Annotated in this window: 12 protein-coding genes; 5 read left to right on the top strand and 7 right to left on the bottom strand. The window is 51.0% G+C overall.

The window, feature by feature from the left end; all coding sequences use genetic code 11:
- Window positions 1-22 precede the first annotated feature (22 nt).
- The 6 genes from ABWW03_RS04265 to dprA all read right to left on the bottom strand — a co-directional run bounded on the left by ABWW03_RS04265 (window position 23) and on the right by dprA (window position 5,165).
- On the bottom strand, window positions 23-826 hold the full coding sequence (locus ABWW03_RS04265) for a DUF6249 domain-containing protein (RefSeq protein WP_353406573.1): 804 nt from the start codon (window positions 824-826) through the stop codon (window positions 23-25).
- A gap of 136 nt (window positions 827-962) precedes the next feature.
- A complete protein-coding gene (gene aroE / locus ABWW03_RS04260) occupies window positions 963-1,796 on the bottom strand; it encodes a shikimate dehydrogenase (RefSeq protein ID WP_353406571.1) in 834 nt (277 codons plus the stop codon).
- Window positions 1,797-1,838: 42 nt separating this feature from the next.
- Window positions 1,839-2,750, bottom strand: coding sequence for an oxygen-dependent coproporphyrinogen oxidase (hemF, locus tag ABWW03_RS04255; protein ID WP_353406570.1), 912 nt, complete (start codon window positions 2,748-2,750; stop codon window positions 1,839-1,841).
- 121 nt (window positions 2,751-2,871) lie between these two features.
- Complete coding sequence (locus tag ABWW03_RS04250) at window positions 2,872-3,435, bottom strand: L-threonylcarbamoyladenylate synthase (protein ID WP_435372738.1); 564 nt, start codon at window positions 3,433-3,435, stop codon at window positions 2,872-2,874.
- A gap of 6 nt (window positions 3,436-3,441) precedes the next feature.
- Window positions 3,442-3,948 carry a 5-(carboxyamino)imidazole ribonucleotide mutase gene (gene purE, locus ABWW03_RS04245; RefSeq protein ID WP_166852077.1) on the bottom strand — a complete coding sequence of 169 codons (507 nt, stop codon included), beginning with the start codon at window positions 3,946-3,948 and terminating at the stop codon, window positions 3,442-3,444.
- A gap of 83 nt (window positions 3,949-4,031) precedes the next feature.
- On the bottom strand, window positions 4,032-5,165 hold the full coding sequence (dprA, locus tag ABWW03_RS04240) for a DNA-processing protein DprA (RefSeq protein ID WP_353406569.1): 1,134 nt from the start codon (window positions 5,163-5,165) through the stop codon (window positions 4,032-4,034).
- Between the two features lie 273 nt (window positions 5,166-5,438).
- On the opposite strand from dprA, the gene ABWW03_RS04235 reads away from it, so the two are divergent.
- The 3 genes from ABWW03_RS04235 to ABWW03_RS04225 all read left to right on the top strand — a co-directional run bounded on the left by ABWW03_RS04235 (window position 5,439) and on the right by ABWW03_RS04225 (window position 9,921).
- Entirely contained in the window at window positions 5,439-6,977 is a 1,539-nt protein-coding gene (locus ABWW03_RS04235; RefSeq protein WP_353406568.1) for an HD domain-containing phosphohydrolase, read from the top strand.
- A 118-nt stretch (window positions 6,978-7,095) separates the two neighbouring features.
- On the top strand, window positions 7,096-8,856 hold the full coding sequence (locus ABWW03_RS04230) for an alkyl sulfatase dimerization domain-containing protein (RefSeq protein WP_353406567.1): 1,761 nt from the start codon (window positions 7,096-7,098) through the stop codon (window positions 8,854-8,856).
- Window positions 8,857-8,949: 93 nt separating this feature from the next.
- Window positions 8,950-9,921 carry a helix-turn-helix transcriptional regulator gene (locus ABWW03_RS04225; protein ID WP_353406565.1) on the top strand — a complete coding sequence of 324 codons (972 nt, stop codon included), beginning with the start codon at window positions 8,950-8,952 and terminating at the stop codon, window positions 9,919-9,921.
- Between the two features lie 69 nt (window positions 9,922-9,990).
- On the opposite strand, the gene ABWW03_RS04220 is transcribed toward ABWW03_RS04225, so the two are convergent.
- The gene (locus tag ABWW03_RS04220; RefSeq protein WP_353406563.1) at window positions 9,991-11,034 is read right to left on the bottom strand and encodes a LysM peptidoglycan-binding domain-containing protein; all 1,044 of its coding nucleotides are present in this window, start codon (window positions 11,032-11,034) and stop codon (window positions 9,991-9,993) included.
- A 232-nt stretch (window positions 11,035-11,266) separates the two neighbouring features.
- On the opposite strand from ABWW03_RS04220, the gene def reads away from it, so the two are divergent.
- Together def and fmt are read left to right on the top strand one after the other, a co-directional pair.
- Window positions 11,267-11,776, top strand: coding sequence for a peptide deformylase (gene def / locus ABWW03_RS04215; RefSeq protein ID WP_353406562.1), 510 nt, complete (start codon window positions 11,267-11,269; stop codon window positions 11,774-11,776).
- A 16-nt stretch (window positions 11,777-11,792) separates the two neighbouring features.
- Entirely contained in the window at window positions 11,793-12,749 is a 957-nt protein-coding gene (fmt, locus tag ABWW03_RS04210) for a methionyl-tRNA formyltransferase (protein WP_353406560.1), read from the top strand.

The following is a 12,749-nucleotide window of genomic DNA, read 5'->3' as shown; positions in this document are numbered from 1 at the left end:
TGTGGCCTAAGTTATTCTGTCGTTATGCTGATTGGCTGTTATCGTCTTTCTGCTGAGCCTGCTCGGTCTTCCAAATGAAGAGGTGAGCCGCACCAATCAAGGCTGGAATCAGGCCTACAGCGCCGACTTCTCCGGCCACAGCTCCCAGGAAGCCCATCAGGCCAAGGCCAATGGCGATCAGCATGACGCCTTTACTCAGGGTGCTCTTTTCGTCTTTACCTGTCGCTTCCTGGAAAATTTCAGCCGGGATCTCCTGGCCACTTTCCAGCATTTTGTCGATGCTCTTGTTAATCAGCTCGCGGCGTTTGTAGCGACCGTACATGACTACACCCACGATAAGTACAGGCATACCGAAGATCAGGACAATGGCGACCACAGCAACCAGGGCCTCCAGGAAATCACCGATGGAGTTGGTAAAGATATTCCCGCCTTCCTTATAAACCACGCGGCCTTCCTGCTCACTTTCGCTGCGTCGTTCCTGTTCTTTTTCTCGTTGCTTCTCGGCATCACTCTCAATGACGATCTTGCCATCTATGTTGACGCCTTCCTTTTCCAACTCAGAGGCAATCTCTTTAAGGATGCTTTCTCCCAGGAAAGACCCCAATTGAATGGTGACCTTATCCTCGTCACCACTCTCATTGGAGCGCACGATGATTTCGCCGGATTCGACGTTCAGGTCGATGGTTTTCTCAATATCACCATCTTTCACCACAATAACTTTGCGGTGGCTATCAGTATCGCTTTCGGCCGCAACCACTGCTGCACCCATCAAGGTGCACAGCATGAGCAGCGCGGCGAACAGCTGCTTCAGGTTTAAAGGGTTCATATCTATCTTCCTCATATGTTTGATAAGGGCAATGATCACTTGCCCTGCTATTGCACAGGCGTTTATCGCTTGGTATTGCTTAAGACGGCGTAAACCACCGATTGGATGCAAGTACCCGAAAAACTTTGACTTTTTATTAAGATAATTGGAGCGTCTGGCGCAGTTCGGAGAGTACAGGGCCGGTATCCGGGCGTTTGCCACGCCAAAGATAGAAGGACTCTGCCGCCTGTTCCACCAGCATTCCCAGTCCATCGGCTACTGCCAGAGCCCGGTTTTCCATGGCCCAACGCATGAATACCGTAGGCTCCGCCCCATACATCATGTCATAGCAGGCGCAGTCGGCAGCAACGTCATCCGCCAGCGGCGGCCGATCGCCTTGCAAGCTCGCGGCACTGCCATTAATAATCAGATCGAATTGGCCAGGACCAATGTCTTCAAAACCGGAGGCGGTAATACTCGCCAAATCGTCAAATTCAGCGGCCAAGGCGTCAGCCTTGCTGACGGTTCGGTTGGCGATATGAATCATGCTGGGTTGCACCGCCAGAAGGGGCTCCAGGATACCGCGAACCGCACCCCCAGCCCCCAGAATCAGGACTCGTTTGCCGGCAATCGGCCAGGCCAGATTACTCTCAATGTCTCGCACTAAGCCCACGCCATCTGTGTTTTCGGCCTGGACGCGGCCACTGTCGTCCAGGATCAGCGTATTACTCGCCCCGGCCCTTGCAGCACGCGGACTGAGCTCATCAGCAAAATTCAACGCATCTAACTTAAAGGGCACGGTCACGTTCATGCCTTTGCCACCGTCCCGGAAGAAGACCTCGGCTTCTCGAGCAAAATCTTCGGCACAAATGGCCTCATAACTCAGCCGTTCCCCGCACTGCTGGGCAAAAGCCCGGTGAATAACTGGAGATTTTGAATGGGCAATAGGGTTACCGACGACCGCATAGCGGTCTGTTTGCTGATCAGTCACGTTAAGCGAACTCTCTATTGTAAGGTTTGAACACTCTGGCTATCAGGACAACCAATCACGAGCCGGCAGGAATGCTTCTGTTAATTCGGCTTCCGGGCTTCCAGGCTCAGGCTGATAGTCATATTCCCAGCGCACCAGCGGTGGCATGGACATCAGAATAGACTCCGTGCGCCCACCGGTCTGCAAGCCAAACAATGTACCCCGGTCCCAAACCAGATTAAATTCCACATAGCGCCCGCGGCGATAGAGCTGGAATTGACGCTCGCGTTCGCCAAAGGCCCTATCCTTGCGACGCTCCACGATCGGTAAATAGGCGCGGGTATAACTGTCACCGACCGCTTTCATGAATTCAAAGCTGCGCTCAAACCCCCACTCATTGAGGTCATCGAAGAACAAACCACCAACGCCGCGCGCCTCTTGACGATGTTTCAGATAGAAATAGTCATCGCACCATTGTTTATAGCGTGGGTAGACGTCCTCACCAAAAGGCTCACAGGCTTGTCGGGCGGTCTCGTGCCAGCTGCGGCAGTCGTCTTCATCGCCATAATAAGGTGTCAGATCATACCCGCCACCAAACCACCAGACCGGATCGGCACCGGGTTTCTCGGCGATAAAAAAGCGCACATTGGCGTGGCTGGTTGGCACATAAGGGTTGTTGGGATGAATCACCAGAGACACCCCCATTGCCTCAAAGGATCGTCCCGCTAATTCTGGACGATGCGCTGTAGCAGAGGCCGGCATCGCAGCACCACTGACATGGGAAAAGTTGACGCCGCCCTTTTCAAATACTTGGCCATTCTCGATCACCCGCGAGCGACCGCCGCCGCCCTCTTCCCGGGTCCACTCATCCTGCTTGAATTCAGAGCCGTTATCGGCTGCTGCCAGTTCGGCACAGATTCGGTCTTGGAGCTGCATTAAATAGGCTTTCACCGCGTGTTTATCAACCAGGCTCATAACTGCGTCTTCTATCGTGTCAGGGGTTGGGCATAGTACCAAAAGCCACACTGGAGCGCTGCCGGCAATTCATGTTCACCGGGCGAGTTCGATGCAGAGAATAGATGTATAAAAGGGGCGTCTAGGCGCGAATAATGTCGCCGCTGCGCAGATCACGAATCGTCGACGGCTTTGCCTGAGTATTCACCACTCCCGGAGCGAGCCCATCCAGGCTGCCACGAAAATAACGCTCGGCTTGCATAGCGTTGAGTGCGGGGGGTAAACCCTGGGGGTTTGCCGAGGTGGAAACAATCGGGCCACCGAAAGCCTGACATAATCCAGACACTACAGGGTGAGCACTTACCCTAAGCGCAACCGAGTCAAATCGACCACTGATCCATTCTGGACAATAGCCATTAACGGGAACCAACCAAGTATGGGGTCCAGGCCAGCTGTCCTCGAGTAGTTGCAATTGTTCTTGGGAGAGTCCGGCCAGAAACGGCTCGAACTGATTGATGTCGGCCGCGACCAATATCAAGCCTTTCGCTTGAGCTCGGCCTTTGAGCCAGAGAATTTTTTCAACGGCAGGTTGCTCAAAAGGATCACAGCCCAGGCCCCAAACCGCTTCAGTGGGATAGGCGATAACGCCGCCACCCTGCATAACAAACGCAAGGCGGCGAATTCGCGGATTCAGGGCCCAGTTCACAGTCAATTAGCGCTGAGCTAATTTTTCCTGCAAAGATGCGTCTTTGGCGATCACGGCATCCGCATTCGCTTTACGCTCGTCGATCAACTTCTGGTGCAGATCCGCGTCGGACACACCCAGAATCTGAGCCGCCAAATATGCAGCGTTCTTGGCACCGGCTTTACCAATCGCTACGGTTGCTACCGGAATACCGCCAGGCATCTGTACGGTAGACAGCAACGCGTCCAAGCCATCCAGAGAAGAATTAATGGGTACACCAATTACTGGCTTCAGCGTGTTGGCAGACACTGCACCGGCCAGGTGAGCAGCCATACCAGCAGCACAGATAAAGGCGCCAGCACCACGGGCATCGGCATCTTTAACATAGGTATGAGTGGCTTCCGGGGTACGGTGGGCAGAGCTAACTTTAGCTTCAAACGGAACACCCAGCTTGTCCAGAGTATCGAAAGCGGCTTCCATAATAGGCAGGTCTGAATCAGAACCCATCAAAATAGCAACAAATGGTTTGCTCATTGGCGTAGTCTCTTGTGCGAAAAAGCGGCAAATTTACCCGAACTCTTAATCGCGCTCAAGCCTTTTTGCACACCTTAAATTCCCTATTTTATGCGTTGATATAGCCCGGCCTGCTGGCAGATCAGGCCGCTGATCTCTAACTCCATGAGTTGTACCGATATTTCTTCTGCCGTCAGGCCCGAAGCAATCTGAATTTCATCCAGACTGATGGGATCAAATCCGACATGCCGCAACAGGCCAGCCTGCTCGGAATGCGCCTCTTGAACCGATTCATCGTCTGTTTCCTCCCGCGCAGGCAACAGTGCCAGTTGACCTTGAATCGTCGAACTGAGCTGCTCGGCAATATCTTTCGCACTTTCAACCAAAATAGCCCCCTGTTTAATCAGTTTATGGCAACCACGGCTCAGGGGATTGTTGATGGAACCCGGAATTGCGAATACCTCTCGGTTTTCTTCCAGCGCCAGGGAAGCACTTATCAAGGAGCCACTGCGCTCAGCAGCTTCGACCACCAACGTACCCAGCGCCATACCGGTCACGATGCGATTGCGCTTTGGGAAATTAGCTGGCAGGGGAGGCATCCCAAAAGGGTACTCACTGATGATGACACCACCTTCCGTAATGATCTGCTGACTCAATTGAAGATGACGCTTGGGGTACAAGCGATCCAGCCCACTGCCAAGTACCGCAACGGTTCTGCCGCCTGCGCGTAAGCAACCGCGATGAGCAGCCGCATCAATTCCCAACGCCAATCCACTGCTGATCGCCAAGCCCACTGACGCCAAATCAGCCGCAATCTGCTCTGCCTGTTTTATGCCCGACGGGCTGGCCTTACGGCTCCCCACAATGGCCAGTTGGGGCCAATGCAGAACCTCCAAACAACCGCTAACAAACAATAACTCAGGTGGATCTGCAGTTTCCTTCAGTAAGGACGGAAATTCATCGTCCGAGGAAAAAAGCAAACTAACACCCAGCGTGCGACAGCGTTCCAAGGTATTTTGAATCTGGCTCCCCAGCAGACTGTGTTCCCTTTTTTGTATATAAGGAAGCAGCTGCTCATAAGCATCCGATGCCAACCGCTGGCGCTGTTCGTTTACAGGTAAGGCAAAAAACTGGCAGGCCGATTCCAGCCCCTGCAGTGAACGGCGCAAATAACGCCCCTGCCAGTGTTGGCACATCAGCAGGGCCAGACGACTCTCTCTTTCGCTATCCAACTCCATATGAACCTCGCTCTCAAACCTTTATCAACCACCTCGGTATCGGGCATAAGCTCGCACCGAAAGAGGAAGAAACATAAACGGCTTCACATAAATTGAAACGAGCCAAATTTCTTATTAGTCTGTAACCCCTGTCGGGTGGAGATGCATAAAATAAGCTGTCAAACCTGACATTTAGCAATCATGGAAGGAATTTAAGGCAAAAGCTTCATTCCCGTGTGCACAGTCAAATAATGTCGTCTAGTATAGAAATTAGACGTCTCAAAGGATGCCTTTATGCCTGAATACAGTTTTCTGAGTAATGAAAAGCCCCAATTTGAGCCTAAGCCGGTTCTTGGGGATCCGTGGAAAGTGCTCGTTGTTGATGATGAACCGGATATCCATACCATTACTGAGTTAGCCTTAAGCGATTTTGAGTATCAAAATCGCGGTATTGAGCTTCTGCACGCCAACTCCGCCGCCGAGGCCAAAGAGATACTGAAACGGGAAGAGGATGTCGGTCTTATCCTCTTGGACGTCGTAATGGAGTCGAGGGATGCTGGTCTCTTGCTCGTGGTCTGGATTCGCGAAGAGCTGAAAAACAAACAAGTCCGTATTGTCTTGCGCACAGGGCAACCTGGCGACGCACCAGAGCGCCAGGTTGTGCGTGACTACGACATCAATGGCTATAAAGAAAAATCTGAACTGACCGCAAATAAACTGTATACCGTCACCTGCAGTTCCTTGCGCTCCTATCAGGATATTCATTCCCTGATGGCCCATGAAGCGGGCATGAAAAAAGTCATCGAATCAACCGGTGATGTGTTTGGCAAACGCTCCCTCGGTTTATTTGTGGAAGGCGTGCTCGAACAGATTTTTTCTCTCAGCAGTCTTGAACGCAGCGCCAATTTGGTCATCGAAGATAATGCCATCGCAATTCAACGCAACGACGGCAAGTATGAAGTCGTGGCTGCCACCGGTTGTTATCGTGGCATCAGTGATATTGATGTCAAAGCCGAGTTTGGCACGACCGTTGAAAAGTTACTGGCCATTGATGAAACTCTGGTTAATTTACCGCACGACAAATTGGCCATTATTTTACGCTGCCCGTTCGCCGACCCTACCGTCTTGCTGTTAAACAACATGGCCTACAAGCAAGAGGAAAATAATCAGTATTCACTACTGAATCTGTTTATTAACAACGTCAATATCGCTTACGAAAGTTTGTCATTGGAAGCGCAAACCGAGCGCACTCAAAAAGAAATTGCCTACCGTCTCGGTGAAGCCATCGAAAACCGTTCCAATGAATCCGGCAACCATGTAAAGCGTGTAGCCATGATATCGGAGCTATTAGCACTGGGCTGTGGTTTATCAGAAGCGAAAGCGCAAATTATTAAAATTGCCTCACCGCTGCACGATATTGGCAAGATTGCTGTACCCGACGCTATTTTGCATAAGGAAGGCAAACTTGATCCCGATGAATGGGAGATCATGAAGCAACACGCCATTATCGGCGAGGAAATGTTGTCAGGCTCTGATCTGGAAATTATTCGTACCGCCGCGAACCTCGCGGGTGGTCATCACGAACGCTGGGAAGGCGGCGGCTACCCTCGAAATCTATCCGGGAGTGATATTCCTGTCGAAGCTCGCATCACCGCAGTTGCCGATGTGTTCGATGCCTTGCTGTCTAAGCGCTGCTACAAAGATGCCTGGAGTCTTGACGACGCCTTGGGTTTGATTAAATCGGAAAGAGGAAAGCAGTTCGATCCGAGGGTGGTCGATGCCTTATTGGACAACCTGGAAGATATCCTGGACATATACAAACACTATAAATAAGCCTCCCGCCAATTCTACTCGACTGCACAGTGGTCACTTTAACGTTGCCAGTGGCCGCTGTGCAGATCAACCCTTTGCGCTTGCCTCGATATAATTCAATCAAAAAGGAGATATCGAGATGAAGTACTTAGCAGGCATTTTCAGCGTATTGGCTGTCGGTTTTTTAATTGTCCTGAGTTTATATACATCAGCCTTCTCGCCCTACAAGGTGGAGCCGTCGGTACACCCGATTCTCGAAATGAAAGGGCAACGCGCGGATAAACCACAACTCATCAAGATAGGTGACCGCATTCACCAGGCGTTTGCTTATGACTTTTCCAATATCTTTTTTATTGAAGGTGACAATGGCCTGATTGTTATCGATTCAGGTTGGTCGGCCGATGCTACCGCACGCGCACTGAATGATTATCGCACCATAACGAAGAAACCGGTTGTGGCATTGATCTATACCCACGGTCACGGTGATCACCTCGGTGGCGCCAGAGTATTGACTGAAGAAAACCCAAATGTTCCGGTTAAGGTGTATGCCGCTGATCGCTGGCATCAACATTACGCCCATTTTAATACCGCGTTGGCGCCTCACCTCACCATGCGCGCTGCGGCGCAACTCGGGGCATTGCTTCCCGATGGTCCACATGGGCGAGTGAACATTGGCGTTGGAAAAATGCAGCTCAAGGATGATATCTCGATTGATTTTGTTGCGCCCACTGAAGAAGTGTCTGAATTGACTGACATTACGATCGAGGGTGTTCGTCTGCAATTAATTCCCATGGCATCGGAAACCATTGATCAAATGTTAATTTGGCTGCCCGATGATCAAGTCATGCACGCAGCGGATGTCGCCGCCAGTGCGGTACCCATTCTATCGACACCACGAAATGAACCGGATCGATCACCGGTTGGCTTCATTGATTCGATTGAATTAATGATGGAAAAACCCGCCGTAAATCTGATTGCGGGTCATTCTCTTCCCGTATTAGGTAAAGAAAACGTTCAAGAAGCATTACTGGTACAACGCGATGCCGCACAGTTTATTTACGATCAAACCCTTCGAGCCCTGAACAATAACCTCGGGCCAAGAGAAACAGCTGAAACCGTTCAACTGCCAGACCATCTCGCCAATCACCCTGTTTTGTCACAAACCTATCACCGAGTACCCTGGTTGGTTAGAGGTTTGTACTCGCGTTACGGTGGCTGGTTCAGTGGTGATACCGTGGACCTGAATCCACTGACAAAATCTGAAGAAGCAAAACGCATGATTGTTCTGGCCGGTGGTATCGAAGCGTTTCTCAAGCATGCCGACAATGCCTTCCATCAAGGGGATTATCAATGGGCTGCTCAGCTCGCCAACTATATGTTGGCTGCAAACATGAAAGAAAAAACCGCTCGCGATCTTAAGATCGCCGCGCTAAAAGGTATGGCCTATGCCTCTTACAGTGGCAACCAGCGCCACTACATGCTCACCGAAGCGCTGGCACTGCAACTTGATGTCAACCCAAATAAGGCGAGACTGTTGCCGACTGATGCAGCACCTTTACGCTTGCTTTCCACGAAAGAACTGCTGAGATTAATGGGGCCACATGTGAATCCGGATGCCTGTACCGACAAAACCACCACCATGGCCATCCACATTGACGACGGTTTAGAAAACAGTGACGATAAACACTTTATTACCTTGCGCCGAGGGGTATTCCACTATCACAGGCACCACAAGGGTGAGACAGATACTGAAATAAAGACAGAGCGCGCCATGTTAGAGTCCATTCTTGCCAATCGATCCAGCTGGAAAAAAGAGGTAAACGAAGGCCGGATCACCATTATCGGTGACGCCTCCCAGTTAAATGAATTTCTGGGCTGTTTTGATTTCTATGAATTGTGATAAAGAAGCCTATTATCTGAAATGACCAAGCCATCGTCTTTGTGCTATTCACATTTTATACGGCCAGCCTTGAGGGTCTTGGAAAGCCGTTGTGTGGATACTGAAGACGTTTTACTGCGCAGTGGCTTTCGCTCCTCGATTGCTGAACACCCATACCACAAAATCAGCTCACTTCAATTGACACAATTTTTCTACAATATCCTTGAGTTGGATATCTCACCCAGTCTGGGTTTGGACATCGGTCAACACATTCGACTTGCTGATAAAAGCGCGCTCGGTCACGCTCAACTGTCTGCTCAAACCATGCGTCATGTTATGGCGCTTGGGCAAAAGTATATGCCCATGTTGATGCCTCTTGTTCGATGGGATATGAAAATCAACCAGAAAACCATTCAGTTGCACTATTCTACGTCAATCCCCAACGATTTCTCACTCTCGCAAGACTCTGATGGTTTGCAAACACTGGAACGTTTTCTGATTGAAATTATTTTGAGTATGCACATCAACCAAGCCTGTCTGGTATCCGAGGAGCTCTGCCCTCGACTATTGGAAGTTCCGTACAGTAAAACGGAGAAACAACCACACTACTCATCGATGTATCAAGGCGATATTGCTTACGGTCATGACGCATACCGCCTCAGCTTTCCCATGGACATCTTCGACCAGACATTGCCCAACTATGATCAACATATGGTTGATTTGATTGAGCAGCACTGTATAAAAATGCGCGAAAGCTTGAACCAGGAAATGAATACCCTGGATGAAGTAGAGTACCACCTAAACGCCAGGCTTGGGCACTTTCCAGGTTTGGAACAAATTGCCGCAAAGATGGACATTTCACCACGTGCATTGCGTCGCCGCTTGCAACAGAGTGGCAGCAGCTATCAACAATTGCTGCAACACAGTAAGCATCAACTCGCCTTGGATTTACTCGGAAACAGCGAACTGTCAATCACGCAAATTTCAACGTTGTGTGGTTTCAGCGAAACTCGCAACTTCAGCAGCAGCTTTAAACGCTGGCAAAGCTGCTCACCCCAAACCTACCGACATCAACACAAAACCTAGTGCTTTTCGACCATAAAAAAACCCGGCGTGTTGTGCCGGGTTTTTGGCGTCTCAGAACAAAAGCCTGACTCAGGGAGATCTCAACTCATCACCCGTACGCAAAGGGCGCTCTGCTTCAAGAACAATACCGAAAGACATTTTCTCAAACACACTAAACACCATCAACACACCGGATTTTTCAGCGGGCAATTGAATGACCTCATCCGTGATTCGATCACGAACCGTGTCACCCTTTTTATAAATCAGCAACACATCACCAATTTGAATCTCGTCTCTCTCACCTTTATTCAGTGCGACAACATCCAGTTTACCCACCTGGTTCACACCACCTTCAACACCGATAATTTCGGCTCGGGTTTCCTCCGCCGGAGGGCGTGGGAAAAACGTTGAATCAATTGAACGCTCAACGGTTTCCAGCAGGCGGTCACCCAGACGAACTTCTTGCGTGGTACGAATAATATCGAAGGTACCAATATCACCGTTCAAGGCTTTTTGCTTCACTGACGCAACATCTATAGCCTGAACACCCAAGGCCTCTTTTGTCTGTGGGTCAACATAGACTTCGCCCTGACGATAAACGCCGTAAGATTTCACCTCGGTATTAAACTTGCCTCGTGCATACATGGTATCGCCGGCACCGGTCACAACGTGCTCATCACCCCCAGCCAAAACATAGGGCGCAGCATCCAGAAGACCCACTTCCACTACGCGACTGCGTGACAGGAACGCATTGATTCGTTCCAGGGGAATGGTGGTGATCGCCTGCTCTTTAGGCACGACATGAATCTCAGGGCCCAGCTTCGCTTTGTAGGTACGCCCAGCTTCACCGCGATCCAATGTCAGGCGAGGTTTACCGTCGAGATACACCAGGCGGATACGATCGCCGGGGAAAATCAGGTGCGGGTTCGCAATTTGGTCATTGGCGTGCCAGATTTCAGGCCACATCCACGGGTTTTCCAGAAAACGGGCAGAGATATCCCAAAGGGTATCCCCTTTCACCACCGAATAGGTATCCGGGTGGGTATTTTTCAGGCGTGGCTCATCGGCCCAGCCGAGCAGTGGCGCGGCTAAGGCGGACAGGCTGACCAATGACGCCAGCAGTGTTTTTTTCATAGAAAATGCCCTTTGTGGTCGGCCCCTTCACAGAATCCCGGTATAATGAACCGCTTAATACCTGCATTTTGCCGATGAAAGTCGATGTTAAGTCACTAATATAGCAGCTTCGCTAGCAAGACGGCAGGTTAAGGGGACGATAAGTCGTCCAATATTTGCTGCTTGATCATAATGTTAGCAGCGCTCCTTACATTTTTACTAGAAGTTTGTCACAGGCAGTTTATCTACTCACATGGCCATTTTAGAAATTTTAGAATTCCCAGACCCAAGGTTGCGTACCACTGCTGAAGATGTCAGTGAAGTGAACGATGAAATTCGCAGCCTGGTCGATGATATGTTTGACACCATGTATGACGCACCCGGCGTCGGACTGGCGGCCACCCAGGTGAATGTGCACAAACGTGTCGTTGTAATCGATGTCAGCGAGGAACAGGATCAACCCCTGGTCTTTATCAACCCGCAGGTTGAGGTGTTGGATCAGGATAGCCTTCACGATTACGATGAAGGCTGTCTATCTGTGCCCGGATTTTACGAAACCGTCAGCCGTCCAGATCGCATACGCGTGACGGCACTGGACCGCGATGGGAAGACCTTCAGCTTAGAGCCCGATGGCCTCTTAGCCGTCTGCATCCAGCACGAGCTGGATCATCTCAACGGCAAGCTCTTTGTGGACTACATCTCCAATATGAAACGCCAGCGAATCCGTAAAAAGCTGGAAAAGCAGCATCGCACCCAAGCCTGAGAGCGCTGATACCTTCATGCCTTTGAATATTGTTTTTGCCGGTACACCGGATTTTGCCGCCGCTCACCTGAAAACCCTGTTGGAAAGTGAACATCGCATCGTCGCGGTGTACACCCAACCCGACCGCCCGGCTAACCGAGGCAAGAGCCTGCAAGCCAGCCCCGTTAAACAACTCGCCCAGGAACACGACATTGCGGTTCATCAGCCGCTGAATTTCAAGGAAGCCGGTGACCGGGACGCGCTCGCCGCACTCAATGCGGATCTGATGGTGGTGGTGGCCTATGGCCTGCTGCTGCCCCAAAGCGTTCTGGATATTCCCAGACTCGGTTGTATAAATGTGCACGCCTCCTTATTGCCCCGCTGGCGCGGCGCGGCGCCGATTCAGCGCGCTGTGGAAGCGGGTGATGCTGAATCCGGTGTCTGCATTATGCAAATGGACGCCGGTTTGGATACCGGCCCGGTACTGGTGACACGCCGCTGCCAACTTACCCCGGAAGAAACCGGCGGCAGCTTACACGATAAGCTCTTAGGTCTCGGAGGGCCGGCATTGTTAGAGGCTCTGGATAAACTTGAGGCCGGCGAGAGTCAGCCTCAGAACCAGGTCCAAGACGGGATTACCTACGCCCACAAGTTCAGTAAGGTCGACGCCGCCATCGACTGGCAACGCCCAGCTATTGAGTTGGAAAGAACCGTTCGAGCTTATAACCCCTTCCCCGTTGCCCACTGCGGCTTTGAAGACAAAGGTAAAGAACAGCGTCTGAGAATATGGCAAGCCAGTGTCGAAGAAACCGAAACCACTTTAGCACCCGGTGAAATTGCCAAGGTATCCGTTGACGGGCTTTGGGTGGCTTGCGGCGATGGCCGCCTGTTGCACATCCATTGTCTACAGTTGCCTGGCAAGAAAGCCATGACCTTGAAAGACCTACTCAATGGCCGAGCCGATTTGTTTGTCGCCGGCGGGCGACTGAGCTAA

The organism is Pseudoteredinibacter isoporae, assembly GCF_040372805.1.
Taxonomy (GTDB): domain Bacteria; phylum Pseudomonadota; class Gammaproteobacteria; order Pseudomonadales; family Cellvibrionaceae; genus Pseudoteredinibacter; species Pseudoteredinibacter isoporae_A.
Note: the sequence above shows the minus strand (reverse complement) of the source record. Positions and strands in the feature narration are given on the sequence as shown.